Origin of the sequence: Pseudomonas sp. NUPR-001 (assembly GCF_052147955.1) — a bacterium.
Classification (GTDB): domain Bacteria; phylum Pseudomonadota; class Gammaproteobacteria; order Pseudomonadales; family Pseudomonadaceae; genus Aquipseudomonas.
The window spans coordinates 3,038,949-3,055,370 of the sequence record NZ_CP197353.1 but is presented as its reverse complement, the minus strand read 5'-3'; the positions used below and the strand labels follow the sequence as shown (position 1 = coordinate 3,055,370).

At 60.6% G+C, this 16,422-nt stretch carries 18 protein-coding genes and 4 pseudogenes; 9 read left to right on the top strand and 13 right to left on the bottom strand.

What is annotated here, in order from left to right; translation table 11 throughout:
- Window positions 1–52: 52 nt before the first annotated feature.
- The 6 genes and pseudogenes from ACP6KB_RS13765 to ACP6KB_RS13740 form a co-directional block, all read right to left on the bottom strand.
- The gene (locus tag ACP6KB_RS13765; protein WP_442107283.1) at window positions 53–643 is read right to left on the bottom strand and encodes an adhesin; all 591 of its coding nucleotides are present in this window, start codon (window positions 641–643) and stop codon (window positions 53–55) included.
- A gap of 1 nt (window position 644) precedes the next feature.
- Entirely contained in the window at window positions 645–1,085 is a 441-nt protein-coding gene (locus tag ACP6KB_RS13760) for a hypothetical protein (RefSeq protein ID WP_442107281.1), read from the bottom strand.
- Window positions 1,086–1,403: 318 nt separating this feature from the next.
- Entirely contained in the window at window positions 1,404–1,928 is a 525-nt protein-coding gene (locus ACP6KB_RS13755) for an AAA family ATPase (RefSeq protein ID WP_442107279.1), read from the bottom strand.
- Complete coding sequence (gene pnuC, locus ACP6KB_RS13750) at window positions 1,925–2,491, bottom strand: nicotinamide riboside transporter PnuC (protein ID WP_442107277.1); 567 nt, start codon at window positions 2,489–2,491, stop codon at window positions 1,925–1,927. The genes ACP6KB_RS13755 and pnuC overlap by 4 nt, the downstream gene beginning before the upstream one ends.
- Before the next feature lie 281 nt (window positions 2,492–2,772).
- Window positions 2,773–3,363, bottom strand: a pseudogene (locus ACP6KB_RS13745) (methyl-accepting chemotaxis protein); the annotation flags it as partial.
- Window positions 3,364–3,630: 267 nt separating this feature from the next.
- Window positions 3,631–4,317 (bottom strand): annotated as a pseudogene (locus tag ACP6KB_RS13740) (cache domain-containing protein); the annotation flags it as partial.
- A gap of 390 nt (window positions 4,318–4,707) precedes the next feature.
- Here ACP6KB_RS13740 and ACP6KB_RS13735 point away from each other — a divergent pair.
- The gene (locus tag ACP6KB_RS13735) at window positions 4,708–5,538 is read left to right on the top strand and encodes an undecaprenyl-diphosphate phosphatase (protein WP_442107275.1); all 831 of its coding nucleotides are present in this window, start codon (window positions 4,708–4,710) and stop codon (window positions 5,536–5,538) included.
- A 4-nt stretch (window positions 5,539–5,542) separates the two neighbouring features.
- Window positions 5,543–5,962 carry a DUF1294 domain-containing protein gene (locus ACP6KB_RS13730; RefSeq protein WP_442107273.1) on the top strand — a complete coding sequence of 140 codons (420 nt, stop codon included), beginning with the start codon at window positions 5,543–5,545 and terminating at the stop codon, window positions 5,960–5,962.
- A gap of 91 nt (window positions 5,963–6,053) precedes the next feature.
- Here the strand turns inward: ACP6KB_RS13730 and ACP6KB_RS13725 are convergent.
- Window positions 6,054–6,413, bottom strand: a pseudogene (locus ACP6KB_RS13725) (MmcQ/YjbR family DNA-binding protein).
- Window positions 6,406–7,314 (bottom strand): LysR substrate-binding domain-containing protein, encoded by a 909-nt coding sequence (locus ACP6KB_RS13720; RefSeq protein WP_442107271.1) that lies wholly within the window; start codon window positions 7,312–7,314, stop codon window positions 6,406–6,408. Before ACP6KB_RS13720 ends, ACP6KB_RS13725 begins: the two are co-directional and overlap by 8 nt.
- Before the next feature lie 128 nt (window positions 7,315–7,442).
- Here ACP6KB_RS13720 and ACP6KB_RS13715 point away from each other — a divergent pair, with 128 nt between their 5' ends.
- Window positions 7,443–8,054: an FMN-dependent NADH-azoreductase gene (locus ACP6KB_RS13715; protein ID WP_442107269.1), complete on the top strand. Its 612-nt coding sequence runs from the start codon at window positions 7,443–7,445 to the stop codon at window positions 8,052–8,054.
- A gap of 140 nt (window positions 8,055–8,194) precedes the next feature.
- Window positions 8,195–9,226, top strand: coding sequence for an alpha/beta hydrolase family protein (locus ACP6KB_RS13710; protein ID WP_442107267.1), 1,032 nt, complete (start codon window positions 8,195–8,197; stop codon window positions 9,224–9,226).
- Here ACP6KB_RS13710 and ACP6KB_RS13705 read toward each other — a convergent pair.
- The 3 genes and pseudogenes from ACP6KB_RS13705 to ACP6KB_RS13695 all read right to left on the bottom strand — a co-directional run.
- Window positions 9,220–10,410, bottom strand: coding sequence for an MFS transporter (locus ACP6KB_RS13705; protein ID WP_442107265.1), 1,191 nt, complete (start codon window positions 10,408–10,410; stop codon window positions 9,220–9,222). The genes ACP6KB_RS13710 and ACP6KB_RS13705 overlap by 7 nt on opposite strands.
- 186 nt (window positions 10,411–10,596) lie before the next feature.
- Window positions 10,597–12,183: an ABC-F family ATPase gene (locus tag ACP6KB_RS13700; RefSeq protein ID WP_442107263.1), complete on the bottom strand. Its 1,587-nt coding sequence runs from the start codon at window positions 12,181–12,183 to the stop codon at window positions 10,597–10,599.
- A gap of 20 nt (window positions 12,184–12,203) precedes the next feature.
- Window positions 12,204–12,444 (bottom strand): annotated as a pseudogene (locus tag ACP6KB_RS13695) (site-specific integrase); the annotation flags it as partial.
- A gap of 149 nt (window positions 12,445–12,593) precedes the next feature.
- Here ACP6KB_RS13695 and ACP6KB_RS13690 point away from each other — a divergent pair.
- The 3 genes from ACP6KB_RS13690 to ACP6KB_RS13680 all read left to right on the top strand — a co-directional run bounded on the left by ACP6KB_RS13690 (window position 12,594) and on the right by ACP6KB_RS13680 (window position 13,880).
- A complete protein-coding gene (locus tag ACP6KB_RS13690) occupies window positions 12,594–12,998 on the top strand; it encodes an acyl-CoA thioesterase (protein WP_442107261.1) in 405 nt (134 codons plus the stop codon).
- A gap of 46 nt (window positions 12,999–13,044) precedes the next feature.
- Window positions 13,045–13,341 carry a hypothetical protein gene (locus ACP6KB_RS13685; RefSeq protein ID WP_442107259.1) on the top strand — a complete coding sequence of 99 codons (297 nt, stop codon included), beginning with the start codon at window positions 13,045–13,047 and terminating at the stop codon, window positions 13,339–13,341.
- 110 nt (window positions 13,342–13,451) lie between these two features.
- A complete protein-coding gene (locus ACP6KB_RS13680; protein ID WP_442107257.1) occupies window positions 13,452–13,880 on the top strand; it encodes a TOBE domain-containing protein in 429 nt (142 codons plus the stop codon).
- A gap of 78 nt (window positions 13,881–13,958) precedes the next feature.
- Here the strand turns inward: ACP6KB_RS13680 and ACP6KB_RS13675 are convergent, their stop codons facing one another.
- Together ACP6KB_RS13675 and ACP6KB_RS13670 are read right to left on the bottom strand one after the other, a co-directional pair.
- Complete coding sequence (locus ACP6KB_RS13675) at window positions 13,959–14,243, bottom strand: hypothetical protein (RefSeq protein ID WP_442114305.1); 285 nt, start codon at window positions 14,241–14,243, stop codon at window positions 13,959–13,961.
- Window positions 14,244–14,300: 57 nt separating this feature from the next.
- Complete coding sequence (locus tag ACP6KB_RS13670) at window positions 14,301–14,819, bottom strand: DUF3016 domain-containing protein (RefSeq protein ID WP_442107255.1); 519 nt, start codon at window positions 14,817–14,819, stop codon at window positions 14,301–14,303.
- A 77-nt stretch (window positions 14,820–14,896) separates the two neighbouring features.
- Between ACP6KB_RS13670 and ACP6KB_RS13665 the strand changes: the two genes are divergently transcribed.
- Both ACP6KB_RS13665 and ACP6KB_RS13660 read left to right on the top strand, forming a co-directional pair.
- Window positions 14,897–15,592 (top strand): metallophosphoesterase, encoded by a 696-nt coding sequence (locus ACP6KB_RS13665; RefSeq protein ID WP_442107253.1) that lies wholly within the window; start codon window positions 14,897–14,899, stop codon window positions 15,590–15,592.
- Between the two features lie 105 nt (window positions 15,593–15,697).
- Window positions 15,698–16,324, top strand: coding sequence for a LysE family translocator (locus ACP6KB_RS13660; protein WP_442107251.1), 627 nt, complete (start codon window positions 15,698–15,700; stop codon window positions 16,322–16,324).
- Window positions 16,325–16,422 lie beyond the last annotated feature (98 nt).

Genomic DNA, 16,422 nt, shown 5'->3' with positions numbered 1-16,422 from the left:
GGTGATTCTCCGTACTTTATTTTAGGTTAAGTGTTGTTTCTACCTATTTGGGTCAGTCCGCGACCCGTACGCTCAGGGAGTTGGCCGTTCGGTTTCCCACCCCGGCGCTCTGATTCAACTGGATCACCCCACGGCTACCGGTGAAGGCCCGGTCACTGGTCGTGACCTGGCGATAGCCGGGGTTAGAGGCAGTTGGATCGGAGCTGTTGAGCAGCGCCACGTTCTGCTGCATGAGGACGCTGTCGTCGATACTTTGTGGTTGTGCACTGAGGGTGATGCGCAGTGCGTTGGCTTGCTGGTTGGCGGCACCTGCGCTCTGGTTCACACCCAGTGCGCCGCTGCCATGGCTGAAGGCGTCGCCCTGGATGCCCGAGTTGGCCGCCATGTTGGGGTCTACGACGGTATGCAGGCGTTGGCGAATGTGCGTGGTGGCGCTGGCGTTGTGGCCCACGGCGATGGCCCGGGCGTTGACCTGTTGCTGCAGATCGCCAGCCGCCTGGTTGACCGCAAAATTGCCCTGGTACTGCTTACCGGAGCTGTCGATATTGGCGTTGTTGATCATGGGGACTGAGCTGGTCACGGGGGGCTGGGCGAAGGCCGGTGCACTGCAAAACATCGCCACAATCAGCAGTGTGTGCCTCATCTCACTTGCCTCCGCCGGTCAGGATCTGCAGCGGCGCCAGGCCTTTCTGCACGCTGGAGTTGACCATGTTGGAGATGCCGTTACCGCCGCCTGTTGCGCGGCCACCGGCCAGGTTGGGCAGTTGTGTCTGGTTGCTGATGTTGGCACCCAAGTTGCTGGTCTGTTGGGTAACCATGGCGCTGATACCAGAGCCGCTGCTGATCCCGGCAAAGTCGCCATCACTGAGCTCATTGGTTTGTTTGAGGATATGCGCGGAGGGGTTGGCGTTGACGGTGACAGGATTGGGATCAGGCACCAGGGGCGGGCGCATGGCGTTGCGCGTCTGCACGTCGCGGGTAATGATGATAATCCCGTTTTCGGCCTGGACCGGCACACTGAAGCTTGATCCTAAAGCACATCCGACCAGCAGGAGGCGATAAATGCCTTTATCTAATTTCCTCACGGTGGCGCTCCCTTCTTCGGTTCGCTGGCCTAGTCAGCGTTGCGAGGAGAAGAGCAGAAGCTGTGCCGCTTTTTGATAGTGTTTGAAAATCAAAAGCTTATGTAACAAAGCTAAGCGCCGAGGGATTCAGTTGTATCAACCTTGAGACAGATTTTGGCCTCGGCAGCGTTTATTGCGCCGCTGGCCTTGCTCAAAGGGCATTTGCGTGGGGTGTATCAGCGCCTTAACACCACCCCCGGCTTTGGGGATGAGTGCCCAATTGCGGGGGCTTTGCGGTGCTGGGGTGTATCAGGGGGTTAACAATCGATGGCCTGGCGATCAGCCTTCAAGCAGCTGCGCTACCGCAGTCAATGCCGCCACGCTGCGCTGCGGCCAGTCGCCGCCAATCACGTTGACGGGTTGCTGATGGCGCTGCAACCACGCCAGGCTATCGGTGAAGAACGCCTGGCGCTGCTGCAGCGCAGGCTGACAGCGCTGACCATCGCTGACCCAGTTGACGCCTGCAGGGTCGAGCAGCAGGTGCAGGTCATAGCGACGATCCAGCAACGCCTGTTCAATCCAGGCCGGGCAATCGCCGAACAGCACACGGCTCCATAGCATATTGCTCAACAGGTGGGTATCGAGGATCAGCAGCTCGGGCTGGCGGGCACGTGCGGCGTCTTCCCAGGCCAGTTGGCCATGGGCGATCGTTGGAATGTCGGCGTAGCAAGTATCCCGGCCTTGTTCATCAATGAAGTGGCGGACATATTCGCCCACCAGTTCACCGCCAAAGCGCGCCTGGATCTGGCTGCCGAGCCAGCTTTTGCCGCTGGACTCGGGGCCGCTCAGTACCAGGACTTTCATAGGCTGACCAACGCCGGGTCGCGGCGCCACTCGAGCCAGCCGCGCACGGCGATCAGGGTGAGCACCGCAAAAAATCCGGCGGTGAAGTACAGCTGCTGGTGCAGGTACTGACCGACGTAGATCACATCCACCACCACCCACAATGGCCAGCACTGCAGGCGCTTCTGGGCCATCCACAACTGCGCGACCAGGCTGAAACCGGTCAGCGTGGCATCCAGCCAGGGCAGGGCTGCGTCGGTCCAGTGAGCCATGGCTGCCCCGAGGCAGACACTCAGCACCAGCCCCGACAGCAACCCGCCAAGCAGCGCCGGGGCGTGCAGGCGCGACACCTGACGCGCGGCCTTGACCTGATCCGGACGTTTCCACTGCCACCAGCCATACAGCTGCAGCACCGCGTAGGCCAACTGCAGAAGCATGCCCGAGTAGAGTTTCACTTCATAGAACAGCCAGCCATAGATCAGCACCATGACCAGGCCGATCGGCCAGCACCAGGCATTCTGTTTGACCGTGAGCCACACGGCAGTAACGCCGAGTATCGCGGCGATGAGTTCAAGGCCGGACATCGGCGTTCCTTGGCACATTCGGGGGGAGGGCGGCGATTGTACCTGCTCGAGTCGTTTCTGCCATCCTGGTGGCGTTTGCTCGCGCTCAGCAAGCACAGCAGATGAATCAGTCTGCTTGATTAGTAGCGGCGAATGCTACGCAGCCCGTCCAACCGCTGGCGTATGGCTTTCGGCCACCCTTTTGCCAGTTCCCTGCAGGGTAAAGCCTCCTTGGATGATGGAGGCTTTACCTTGAAACCAACGCCGCTGAGGGTCTACTGGCAGAAATATCAGGTGCTGAATCACACCCGAAACTGACGCAGCAATTGCTCCAGTTGCGTGCTCAGCTGGTTCAGCGCTTTACCGGCGTTGCTCGATTGCTGCGCCGCCAGGGCGGTGTGCTGAGACAAGTCAGCGGTTTCGGTCACGCTGCGATTGATGTCCTCCACCACATGCGATTGCTGCAACGTGGCGCTGGCAATCGAAGCGTTGAGGGCGGTGAGGTTATGCAGCGCCGTGCTGATGGCGTCGAGGCTGGTGCCCGCCTGGCTGGCCTGTTCGATGGTCTGGCGCGATGCGGTGCTGCTGGCGTCGATCGCTTTGACTGCCGCCTCCGACTGGCCCTGCAAATGCTCGATCATGCTCTGGATTTCTGCGGTCGACTGCTGAGTGCGCTGAGCCAACAGGCGAACCTCATCGGCAACCACGGCAAACCCGCGCCCTTGCTCACCGGCGCGGGCGGCTTCGATGGCGGCGTTCAGGGCCAGCAGGTTGGTTTGCTCAGCGATCGAGCGGATCACCTCCAGCACGCTGCCAATGCGTGTGCTTTGGCTGGCCAGGGTCTGGATCACGGTGACGGCTTCATCGATGGTCGCCGACAACTGATCAATCTGCTGCAAACTGCCGTGAATGCTTTGCTGGCCTTGTTCGGCACGCTGTTGTGCGTCGCGCATTTCGCTGGAGGCTTGTTCGGCGTTTCTGGCGACGTCCTGCACGGCGTAGCTCACTTCATTGATGGCGGTCGCTACCTGTTCCATCTGCGCCGATTGCTGCTCGCTGTGTTGCTGAGCCTGGTTAGCGTTGCTGCCGACATCGACCGCCGATTGCCCGAGGGCGTGGGCTGCGCCCTGAAGTTGGCCGATAACCCCCTGCAGCTTGCTGGTAAAACGGTTGAAGTGTTCGCCCAGTTGCGTCACTTCATCGCGGCCATGGGTATCCAGGCGCCGGGTCAGGTCGCTTTCACCGCTGGCAATCATGGCCATGGCATCCACGGCTTCCTGTAATGGCCGGGCGATGCTGCGAGCGATCAGCACCACCAGCAAGGTCATGACCGCGGCAATGCCAAGCCCCAACAGCGAGGCGTCTCGCACTTGGCGCATGAACTCCTGCTGCATGTCGTCGATATAGACCCCGGAGCCGATAACCCAGCCCCACGGCTTGAACAATTGGATATAGGAGGTTTTTTCCACCGGCTCGCTGGCACCCGGCTTGGGCCAGCGGTAGTCAATGCTGCCTGCGCCTTGTGCCTTGGCCAACACCACCATTTCGCTGAACAGGGCGAAGCCGTCCGGGTCGCGTATCGCTGAAAGGTCTTGGCCGTCGAGCTTGGGGTTGGTCGGATGCATGATCATCTTCGGCCCCAGGTCGTTGATCCAGAAGTAGTCGTTCTGGTCGTAACGCAGGCCGCGTACCACGCTCAAGGCTTGCTGCTGGGCCGCTTCACGGCTCAGGCTGCCGGCCGCTTCCAGGCCCTGGTAGTAGGCCAGTACGCCGGCGGCGGCCTCCACGACATGGCGGGTCTTCTCGGCCTTTGCCAGGTACAGGTCACCGTGGATCTGCCTGAGCATCAACATGCCCAGGGCCAACAACATCACCACTGCCACGATCAGAATCAGCCACAAGCGGCGGCTGATCGACATAGTGCGTAGAGTCTTCATGCAACGGTCACCCCGCATTCTTTTTATTGTCTTGCGCATCCCACCATGGTTTTTTTCATCCACCTACTCGACCAAGGCCTAAGTGCTTGATGGGCTGCAGATGTGTAGTGCCGACCAGCAGCGCTTTTTCCAGAGGTCTGATAGGATTTCGGCCCGGTCGGGACAAACCTGAAGGGTGACTGAACTTTTCTGTTGGCTTTGCGACCAACTGTCGCGGCAATCGACCGGGCACTCGAATCCGCTTTGGCTTGTGGAAACTATAACGGGGGCATGCCTTGGGCATCGCTTCGTGGGGGAATAATGGATCTTTGGACCGGCTTTCAGGCCGTCATTTTGGGTATTGTCGAAGGCTTGACCGAGTTCTTGCCGATTTCCAGCACCGGTCACCAGATCGTGGTCGCGGACGTGATCAACTTTGGTGGTGAGCGGGCGATGGCCTTCAACATCATTATCCAGTTGGGGGCGATTCTGGCGGTGGTCTGGGAGTTTCGCCGGAAGATTTTCGACGTGGTGCTGGGCTTGCCCAAGGAGCGCCAGGCGCAACGTTTTACCGTCAACCTGCTGATCGCCTTCATGCCGGCGGTGGTGTTGGGCGTGTTGTTTGCCGACCTGATCCACGAATACCTGTTCAACCCGGTCACCGTGGCTGTGGCGTTGGTGGTGGGGGGTGTGATCATGTTGTGGGCCGAGCGCCGTGAGCATGTGATCAGCGTTGAGCAGGTCGATGACATGCGTTGGAGCGATGCCCTGAAGATCGGCCTGGCCCAGTGCCTGGCGATGATCCCGGGAACTTCGCGTTCGGGTTCGACCATCATTGGTGGCCTGTTGTTTGGCCTGTCGCGTAAAGCGGCTACCGAGTTTTCGTTCTTTCTGGCCATGCCGACCATGGTCGGTGCTGCGGTGTACTCGGGCTACAAGTACCGCGAGCTGTTCCAGCCCGGTGACTTCCCAGTGTTCGCGATTGGCTTTGTGGTGTCGTTCATCTTCGCCATGATTGCGGTGCGTGGTTTGCTGCGGTTCATTGCTAACCACAGCTATGCGATGTTCGCCTGGTACCGGATTGTGTTTGGTCTGATCATTCTGGCGACCTGGCAGTTCGGTGTGGTTGATTGGTCCACGGCGCACGGTTGAGCCGATGAGCCGTCCGCAATCGACAACTCGCCGCGCCGCTAGCCCTGATGGCGCGGTTCGGCACCTGCGTAGCAAGGGCCTGGTGTTCATTGGCCTGTGCGTGTTGCCCTTGGTTGGGGCGGTGCAGATGCTACTCAGCGGGCAGTCCTGGCTGCCTGCAGTGGCTTATCCGCTGGTAAGCCTGGTGAGTTTCGCGTTGTATTGGCGGGATAAGCACCAGGCTCGCAATCAGGGGTGGCGAACGCCGGAGAAGGTGCTGCATGCCAGTGAGCTTTGCGGGGGCTGGCCTGGGGCGCTGTTGGCTCAGCAGGCGTTTCGGCACAAGACCCGCAAAGTGTCGTTTCAGTTGAGCTTCTGGTTGATCGTTGCCCTGCATCAGTTGTTCTGGGCCGATTACCTGCTGTTCGGCGGGCGTTGGCTGTAAGGTTGCGGTTATCCGGTAGGAGCGGGCTTGCCCCGCGATAGCGGTGTTTAAGGCACTCCACGATCGCGGGGCAAGCCCGCTCCTACCGGGGTTATATCAGCAGGGCAGGCTGCAGGCGCTTGGGCAGACGTTTGACGACCAGCTGGTGCGAGCGCTACAGCAATTCACGCAGTTCTTCGCCCGCCATAGGGTAGGGCGGCGCCATGCTGATCCAGTGCGCGCGCGCCAGATACGGCGCCGGGCGCACACCAGGGCGGTCGGCGTAGCCAAGGAACAGGTCGCTGTCGACTTTGAATGACAAGCCCGCACCGGCCAGGTCGAGCACAGCAAACATTTTGTTGCCGGCAATCGAGAACACCCGCACACCGCCCCATTTGTAATCTTCCCGCGCGCCGGGCAGGCTCAGGCAATACGCCGCAACCTGCGCTTCGCTCATTGTGCGCTCAGACATACCGCTCTCCACAGTCTGCAAAAGACGCTACCAAATGATCGATCCAGACCCGCACCGCCGGCAGCAAGCCGCGTCGATGGGGGTAGACGGCCTGCAGGTAGCCGCCGGGCAGCGACCAGTCTGGCAGCAGTCGCACCAGCTCGCCACGGGCCAGTTCTTCTTCGCAGTGCATGATCGGCAGGGCAGTGAAGCCCAGGCCAGCCATGGCTGCGGTTTTGCGCACGACAAAGTCGTCAATCGCCAGGCGTGCCTCCAGGGCCACTTCGCGTTTATGCCCGCGGGCGTCGAGTAAGCGCAGGTGCACCAGGCGATCGGCATCCACCGCGCCGAGTACCGGCAAGCCGGACAAGTCCTCGGGGGTGACCGGGGCATGCGCAGCGGCAAAGTCCGGGGCGGCCACCAGGTACATCTGTGCCTGACGCAGACGACGGGTCACCAGTGCCGGGTCTTCATCACCCAGGTCGCGCACCCGCAGGGCCACGTCGATGCCTTCGGTGATCAGGTCTACTCGGCGGTTGAGCAGTACCATATCCAGCTGCACCTGCGGGTACTGCTCCAGAAACTGGCTGATCACTGAAGGCAATAGTGTGTGGGCCAGGCCTACCGGGCAGGACACGCGCAAGCGTCCGCGTGGTTCGCTGGTCATGCTGGCGACCGCTTCGTCGGCCATCTCCGCTTCCAGCAGCATGGCCTGGCAGTGACGCACGTAGCGCTCACCGACTGCGGTGAGCTTGAGCTGGCGGGTGGTGCGCTGCAACAGGCGTGTCCCTAGGCGCTCTTCCAGCTCGGCGATACGCCGTGACAACCGCGATTTGGGGATCCCCAACTGGCGGCCGGCGGCAGCAAAACCACCGGCTTCGACCACCCGGGCGAAGTAGAAAAGGTCGTTGAGGTCTTGCATGGCAATCACCATTGTCCTGTCAGTAGGACAAACTAACGCATTTTTACTGACTTATCAGCTATTCGCTGCGCAGGTAGGATTCTCTCCATCGTGATCGCCCAGATGCGGTCTTCAATCAGGAGAGTCTCATGAAACTGTTGCATATCGATTCGAGCATTCTGGGCGACAATTCCGCCTCCCGTCAGCTGAGCCGCAGCGTGGTCGAAGCCTGGAAAGCCGCCGACCCGTCGGTAGAAGTGGTTTACCGTGACCTGGCTGCCGACGCGATCAGCCACTTCTCGGCTGCCACCCTGGTCGCCGCAGGCACCCCGGAAGCGATGCGCGATGCCGCACAACAGCACGAAGCCCAGTTGAGCAGCGAAACCCTGCAAGAGTTTCTCGCCGCGGACGCGGTGGTGATTGGCGCGCCGATGTACAACTTCACCATCCCGACTCAGCTCAAGGCCTGGATCGACCGCGTTGCAGTTGCCGGTCAGACCTTCCGCTATACCGAAGCCGGCCCTGAAGGCCTGTGTGGCGACAAGAAGGTGATTCTGGTATCCACCGCGGGTGGCCTGCACGCTGGCCAGCCGACCGGCGCCGGTCACGAAGACTTCCTCAAGGTGTTCCTCGGCTTCATCGGCATCACCGATCTGGAAATCGTCCGTGCCCACGGCCTGGCCTACGGTGAAGAGCCGCGCGCCAATGCCATGAGCGCCGCCCAGGCGCAGATCAGCAACGAGCTGTTCGCAGCGGCCTGATCGACACCCGCGTTTCATCAGAACCGACAGCAGGCCATGCTTGCTGTCGGTTTTTTCATGCAGCTTTCATCCGTCCGCGAACGCCTGGCTTTATGCTTGAGCGGTACCCGGCCGTTCACCCGCCGGGCGGGGTGAAGCCGATGGGCAAATGTGCGCTGGTGTGGATGCTGTGCTGGCTTGGCATGCTCAGTTGCGCGCAGGCAGAGCCGGCGCAGCACTGGAGCGTCGGCTTGCACCGCCTGGTGTTTGCCGACCCACTGGACGGGCGAACGGTGCATGCGCTGGCCTTTTATCCCTCAAGCGGTCCCGAACGTGTCAGCCGCCTAGACGGTTATCGGGTTGAGGCCAGTGAGGGGGCCCCAATTGTCATGGGTCGCTACCCGTTGCTGATGCTGTCCCATGGCAATACCGGTACACCGCTGGCCCTGCACGATCTGGCCACTGCCCTGGCCCGTCGCGGGTTTGTGGTGGTGGCGGTGACCCATCCGGGTGATAACGCCCATGACCATAGTCGGCTCGGTACCTTGAGCAACCTCTACGGCCGGCCACTGCAGATCAGCGCGGCGATCACTGCCAGCCTTGCCGACCCGTTTCTGGCGCCCTATGTGAGGGGCAAGCAGGTAGGCATGATTGGTTACTCGGCGGGCGGAGAGACCGCGTTGATACTTTCCGGAGCTCAGCCTGATCTTGAGCGCTTGCGCCACTATTGCCTGGAGCGACCACGGGATGCCGATGCCTGTAAAACCAATGGTGTGCTAATTGCCGACCGTGCCGACCTCAGCGCCGAAGCAGATCCGCGTATCCATGCCTTGCTGCTGATGGCGCCCTTGAGCCTGATGTTCGGCCGCCACGCCTTGGCTCAAGTGAAGGTGCCTGCGTTGATCTACAGCGGTGACAGCGACCAGTTGCTAGCCCTCGACAAGAATGCCCAGGCCCTGGCGCGCAAGCTGCCTATCACCCCCAATTACCGTTTGCTCGCCGGTGCCGGGCACTTCGTGTTCATGGCGCCGTGCGACGATGAGCAGCGTGAGCACATGGCAGCGCTGTGCAATGACGCCAACGGCGTTGACCGCGAAGGCATTCACTTATCATTGCAGGCCGAAGCAGCGCACTTTTTTACCCGCACCCTGGGCCGCCCCGGCCGCGGCGGGCTCGACACTGCAGATCAGTAACGGCCTGCGCGGCGCGCCAACAGCAGGGTCAAACCGACACCCGTCAGCGACAACAGTGCCGCGATACAGAAAATCCAGGCATAGCCCAAGTGCAAGGCCACCGCGCCCATCAACGGCCCGGCAATCGCCAGGGCGAGGTCGAAGAACACCGCATAAGCTCCCAGCCCTGCGCCACGGCTGGACACCGGCACTTGCTTGATGGCTTCCACGCCCAACGCCGGATACACCAACGACAGGCCGAAACCGGTTAACCCCGCGCCGACCAGTGCCAGCACGGGGCTGGGTGCCAGCCACAGCAGCATCAGGCCCAGGGCCTCGGTGCTCATGCAGGCAATCGCCACCGGATAGCCGCCAAAGCGACTGACCGCGTTGACGAACAGCAGCCGCGAGAGAATAAAGCACACGCCAAAGGCGCTCAGGCACCAGGCGGCGCCTTGCCAGCCTTGTTCCAGATAGTACAGAGTAACGAAGGTGGTCAACGTACCGTAGCCGATCGACGCCAGCGTCAGGCCGGTGCCGCAGGGCGCAACCCGTCCGAAGGCAGCCCAGAACGGCAGGCGCTCGCCACGCACCACGGGCATCGAGGCTTTGTTGCGGATCACCAGCAAGGCCAGTGCGGCCAGAACCGCCAGCATCAGCCCCAGGGTGGCAAAGTTCAGCTGGTCCACCAGGATCACCCCCAGAGGTGCACCGATGGCGATGGCGCCGTAAGAGGCAATACCGTTCCAGGCAATTACCCGTGCCGTGTGCTCAGCGCCTACGGCGCCAATGCCCCAGCTTAAGGTGGCGACGCCGATCAGGCCTTGGGCGATGCCGAGAAACACACGCCCGGCGAGCAATGTCAGCAGACTCAGTAACGGCAGCTCAAGCGTCAGTGCCGAGATGACGGTCAAGACGCCGCTCAGCGCAATGCCGATCAACCCATAGATGATTGCCTGCTTGGTGCCTTTGGTATCCGCCACACGCCCGGCAAACGGACGACTCAGCAAGGTCGAGAGGTATTGCAAGCCGATGGTCAGCCCGGCGATGACCGCGCTGAAGCCCAGTTGGTCGTGCACATAGCCAGGCAGAACGGCTATCGGCAGACCGATGCAGAGGAAGGCAATGAAGGTGTAGAAGACGATCGACAGGATCTGCAGAGTGATCGACAGAGAACTGGCAGGCAGGGGTTGAGGCGCAGACATGGGCTCGTTCGCTGGCGGGCGGTGGGAGAGGGTCCATGATCGCTGGTGGTGAAACTAAAAGAAAGCAGGCTAACGATTTTTGTCGGAACGACTATCTGATCCTGGTAGGAGCGGGCTTGCCCCGCGATGCGGTGAAACAGACAAACCGCAATCGCGGGGCAAGCCCGCTCCTACACAGGGGCCGTGTTAAACCACTACACCTTGGCTACGCAGGTAGTCATCGTAAGTACCGCTGAAGTCGGTTACACCGCTCGGGCTCAGCTCGATGATGCGGGTGGCCAGGGACGATACGAACTCACGGTCGTGGCTGACGAAAATCAGCGTGCCCGGGTAGTTCTCCAGCGCCAGGTTCAGCGCCTCGATCGATTCCATGTCCAGGTGGTTGGTCGGTTCGTCCATCACCAGCACGTTAGGCTTTTGCAGGATCAGCTTGCCGAACAGCATACGGCCTTGTTCACCACCGGAAATCACCTTGACCGACTTGAGGATCTCGTCGTTGGAGAACAGCATGCGCCCCAGGGTGCCGCGAATCATCTGCTCGCCTTGAGTCCACTGACCCATCCAGTCGAACAGGCTCACATCGTCTTCAAAGTCGTGTGCGTGATCCTGGGCGTAGTAACCCAGCTCAGCGCTTTCGGTCCATTTCACCGCACCGGCATCCGGGGCCATCTCGCCGACCAGGGTACGCAGCAGGGTGGTTTTACCGATACCGTTCGGACCGATAATTGCCACGCGCTCGCCAGCTTCGACAGTGAAGCTGAAGTTCTGGAACAAGGTCTTGCCTTCAAAACCTTTGGACAGCTTCTCGATGGTCACCGCCTGACGGTGCAGCTTTTTGGTCTGATCGAAGCGGATGAACGGGCTGACCCGGCTCGACGGCTTGACCTCGGCCAGCTGGATCTTGTCGATCTGCTTGGCGCGGGAGGTGGCCTGCTTGGCTTTCGAGGCGTTGGCCGAGAAGCGGCTGACGAAGGTTTGCAGCTCGGCGATCTGGGCTTTCTTCTTGGCGTTGTCGGCCAGCAGTTGCTCGCGCGACTGGGTGGCGGCGGTCATGTACTCGTCGTAGTTGCCCGGGAACAGGCGCAGCTCGCCGTAGTCCAGGTCAGCCATGTGCGTGCACACGCTGTTGAGGAAGTGACGGTCGTGGGAAATGATGATCATGGTGCTGTTACGCGCCGTGAGAATGCTTTCCAGCCAGCGGATGGTGTTGATGTCCAGGTGGTTGGTTGGCTCGTCGAGCAGCAGCACTTCAGGATCGGAAAACAGCGCCTGGGCCAGCAACACACGCAGCTTCCAGCCCGGCGCGACTTCGGTCATCGGGCCAAAGTGCTGTTCCAGTGGAATACCCAGGCCCAGCAGCAGCTCACCGGCACGGGATTCGGCGGTGTAGCCGTCCATTTCGGCAAACTCGGTTTCCAGCTCGGCAACGGCCATGCCGTCTTCTTCGGTCATTTCCGGCAGCGAGTAGATGCGATCACGCTCAGCCTTGACCCGCCACAGCTCCTCGTGGCCCATGATCACGGTGTCGATCACGGTGAATTCTTCGTAGGCGAACTGGTCCTGGCGCAGTTTACCCAAGCGCACGTTCGGCTCGAGCATGACCTGGCCAGCAGAAGGCTCAAGGTCAGAACCGAGGATTTTCATGAAGGTCGACTTGCCGCAGCCGTTGGCGCCGATCAGGCCGTAGCGGTTGCCGTTGTTGAACTTGACCGAGACGTTCTCGAACAACGGCTTGGCGCCGAACTGCATGGTGATGTTAGCGGTGGAGATCAAAGGGCTTACCTATCAATAGCTTACGTCGCTGGCATTGCGGCTGATACCGATTTGATACCAATGTGCAGCTTTTCCAGCTCGCTCCAGTCGGAGCTTGAGTTAATCCAACGCGCATACGCCGACAGCAGCATTTGCATGCTGTGGCCGAACGGTTGGGAGATAAATGCGGGGGTTGAGGCCAGACATTGCGCGTATTGTCGCATAGGTCTGACGACAGTTGTATGGCGGGCGGCAACGATTCCTGGGTTCTTTCAGCACCGGGGCCGATTCCGTGAGTTCGCACGGGACGCCCAAGGCTTGCTACATTCTGTGTCTGCAGTGGCCAGCAAGCGCGAGAACGCACGGCTGATCAAGCTGCCACAGCCATTGCGCTGCTTTTATTTTCTCCCTCATGACTAAGGATGGGTGTGATGTCGAGACCGGTGATCATTAAAAGAAAGGTGCTGTTTGGCGACTGTGATCCCGAAGGGATTGTGTACACGCCCCGGTTTTCCTATTTCGTGCTGGAGGCCGTTCATGAGGCGCTGGGCGTCTGGTTGCAAGGGCCAGGGCTCAGAAGCCTGTTGGGTTTCGACATACTGCCACCGGCCAGAGCGTTCTCTCTGGAGTTTCTACACCCGGTCACCTGGGATGATGAACTTGCGATTGAAGTGCGGGTGTCGAGGGTAGGCGCACATTCTTTCTCATTTTCAGTGGCAGGACGGCTGTCGTCCGAAGTAGTGGCGTTTACTGCCAGCCTGACGCAGGTGTGTGTGTCCCCGCAGACACGTGAGGTTGTCGCGGTTCCTCAACAACTCAGGGCATTGCTTGAATAAAAGGCAGTAATCAATACTGCGACCGATCATTGGGCGGAGCGTAACGATGCATGGGGCAGGGATGGTCGGTGACCTGTTGGTCCTGGGTTTTTACATGATTGGCGCGGTGATCTGGATGTATTTCTGGTTGCTCTGCGTGGCCCATCGAAGCGCTTTGTTCGGGCCAATGAATGGCTTGAAATGGCTGCTGTTGGTGAGCGCATGCATCGTAGTCACTGCAGTCGGCTTGTACCTGGCCGCAGTCGAGACGTTCCATCGTGACAATGCGGATTGGTGGCTGGTGCTGGCTTCGATGGCTATACCTGTGATGGGTATCCAGGCTGTGCGCCTGAAACTGCGCTAAGGCGGCCATCAAGACCGGTCCACAGTAATCGCTGTAGTTGTTTTTATATAGCGACTGCCATGAACATGCGCCGGAAAACATAACTCCAAAGTCAAGAAAAGGGTCGCGTCATGAAAGTCAGTGCACGTAACGTCTTCAAAGGTCAGGTCAGCAAAGTCCAGGCGGGCGCGGTTAACGCTGAGGTCAGCCTGCAGTTGCCCGGCGGTGAGCAGTTGGTCGCGGTGGTGACCATGGAGAGTGTCAACAACCTTGGCATTGCCGTCGGTAAAGAGGCGGTTGCGCTGGTCAAGGCTCCCTGGGTGATGCTGATGACCGAGTCGAGCGATATTCGCCTGTCTGCCCGCAACTGCCTGCAAGGCACAGTGCTCAGCGTCAACGATGGTGCGGTCAATGCCGAAGTGGTGATCGAGCTGGCAGGCGGCACCAAGATCTACTCGATTGTGACGCGTGATGCCGTAGCGGAGTTGGGGTTGGCGCCGGGTGTCAGTGCGACGGCCGTGATCAAGGCCTCACACATCATCCTCGGCGTGCCGGCCTGACGCATAGGTCGTTGCGATAACGCCGCGAGACCTGCCTGGTCCCGCGGCTTGTGCAATGACACAGTATTCATCGGCGTGCTAAACGTAAGCCTGGCCATGAAAGCCGCGGGGCAAACGTTGTAGGCCTGGCATTTGAGTCAGACGCTCGATCCACGCCGAGCGCCAGTCAATCACACTGTGTTGCGCCTTGGCCTTGCGCGCAGCGCGGCGTGCCGCATTGCGTTGTTCGCGACGGGCGTCTTTATAGGCATCGGTATTGCGGCAACTGCGGCATTTGACGCGGTTGAGTTCTCGGGTCGAAATCAGATTATTGCCGTGGTGGCCGCAAGCCAGGTGACCGGCGACCTTGAAGTGAGTGACCATTGGCATTGCCCTCATTACGGTTCACACAGGTTCAGACTTCGGCCTGCGTCATTCGGTTCAGGAGGATGTGTGCTGCTGTACGGCGAACTGTTTGCGAAACCACTCTTCAAGCATGGCTTTTTCCGCATACAGGCGGTCGCTGGTGGCCCGGCGACCGGGACGTTGCAAATACAGTTTGTCTGACAGGTGCGCGTCCGCCTGGCTCAGCGGCTGGCCTTGTTGCGACAACACGTAGTGCAGGTCGATACTGGGCCAGGTGATCTCACGCAAAAAGCGCACGGTGTAGGCTTGCGGGTGCCAGGGCTCGTAACGGCCGGCCAGGTCGATGTCGCGAATATCGATGCGCAGGGTCTGGTTGGCGGGCAGGTAACGCTTGCCCAGGGTCTGCAGGTAACTGCGCAGCTCTTTCATCACATACGCATCGGCCCCGCGCTCATAGCCGTTGCTGTCCAGGCTGGCATCGCGAAAGTGTTCCGGGTTGTCGTAGTTGACCTCGACCGAGCTGGCGGGCGTTGATTGAGCGAAACTGCTCGTTGCCAGCAGGCTCAGGGCAAAAAAGCTCAGGACCGGGCGCATGATTCACCTCCAGGTGCAGCGATCTGCACTATTTTTATTGTACGCCTGCCAAGGCTGGCGGGGCAGGAGGGAGTACCGTGAGCAGGATCGAGCGGTTTGCTGTCAATGCACAAGGTCGCGACTACGCCGTGGGGGATATCCATGGTCACTTTCAGCGCTTACAGACGCAACTGTCAGCGATTGGATTCGATCCTGCGGTAGACCGCTTGTTCAGCGTCGGTGACCTGGTGGACCGCGGCCCGGAATGCACCCAGGCCCTGCATTGGCTGGCGCAGCCGTGGTTTCACGCTGTGCAAGGCAACCACGAAGCGCTGGCTGTGACCCACGTCAGCGGTGGCTGGCTGGACTACGGCCAGTACCGGGCTGCAGGCGGCGGCTGGTTCCTCGACTTGCCGGAAGCCGAACAGGCACGGTTTGCCGAACGTTTTGCCCGCATGCCCTTGGCCTTGGTGGTCGACACTCCTGAGGGCCCGGTCGGCTTGCTGCATGCCGATTGCCCTTGCGCCAGTTGGGCCGAGTGGTGCGAGCAACTGCAAGGGCCGGTGCCGCAGGCGCTGCAGGAATATTGCCAATGGTCGCGGCGTCGGCTCGCGGAAGATGACGAGCGACCGGTAGCCGGATTACGCGCATTGATCGTGGGGCATACCCCGTTGCATGAAGTACGGGTGCTGGGGAACATCTGGCATATCGATACCGGTGGCTGGTCGCGGGGGCACTTCAGCCTGTTGGCGCTCGACACCCTCAGCCTGGCCAATGCTGCGGTAATGGAGTGATCATTCCGACGGTTTTGTCATGCAAACAGTTATTGCGCGCAACTGTACCTTGACCCTTGGGCGTGCCGAGTAGAACCTGCCTGCTCACGCTGTTGGAGCACCTTCATGGACCTGTCGTTACTTGCCCTGTTCGTACCTGCCTGTTTTGCCCTGAACATGGCGCCAGGCCCAAACAACCTGTTGTCACTGAACAATGCCAGTCGCTATGGCCTGCGCACTGCCTGTGTAGCAGGCATCGGCCGGTTGCTGGCGTTCGCCGCAATGATCGTATTGGCCGCCATGGGCCTGGCGGTGGTGCTCTACACCAGCGAATACCTGTTCCTGGGCATCAAGCTGGCGGGCGCCGCCTATCTGTTCTACATCGCCTGGCAGTTGTGGCGCGCGCCGGTGGCGGTTACCCCGGTCAGCAGCGAGCGTCAGGCTGGCACGTTGCGGCTGGCGCGCCAGGAGTTTCTGGTGGCCGCCGGCAACCCCAAGGCAATCTTGATCTTTACCGCTTTTCTGCCGCAGTTTGTCCAGGTATCAAGCCCAGTGCCAGTGTCTGAGCAGTTTGCCTGGCTGGGCGGCTTGTTCCTGCTGCTGGAGTGGGCGGCGATTGCCATCTATGCCTGGTTGGGCGCTTACCTGCAACGCTGGTTCAACCAACCAGCGCCACGGCGTTTGTTCAACCGTGTCAGTGCAAGCTTGCTTGCCTGCGCAGGGTTCGGACTGCTGGCTGCGCGTCGCGCCTGAGCGACCGGGCCGACACGCCGGTGAATATCCAGGTCCTTATAGAGAAAGGGTCTGAGACGGGTGGGGAAATGGCCTAGGCTTATCGCTGAACCGGGCAC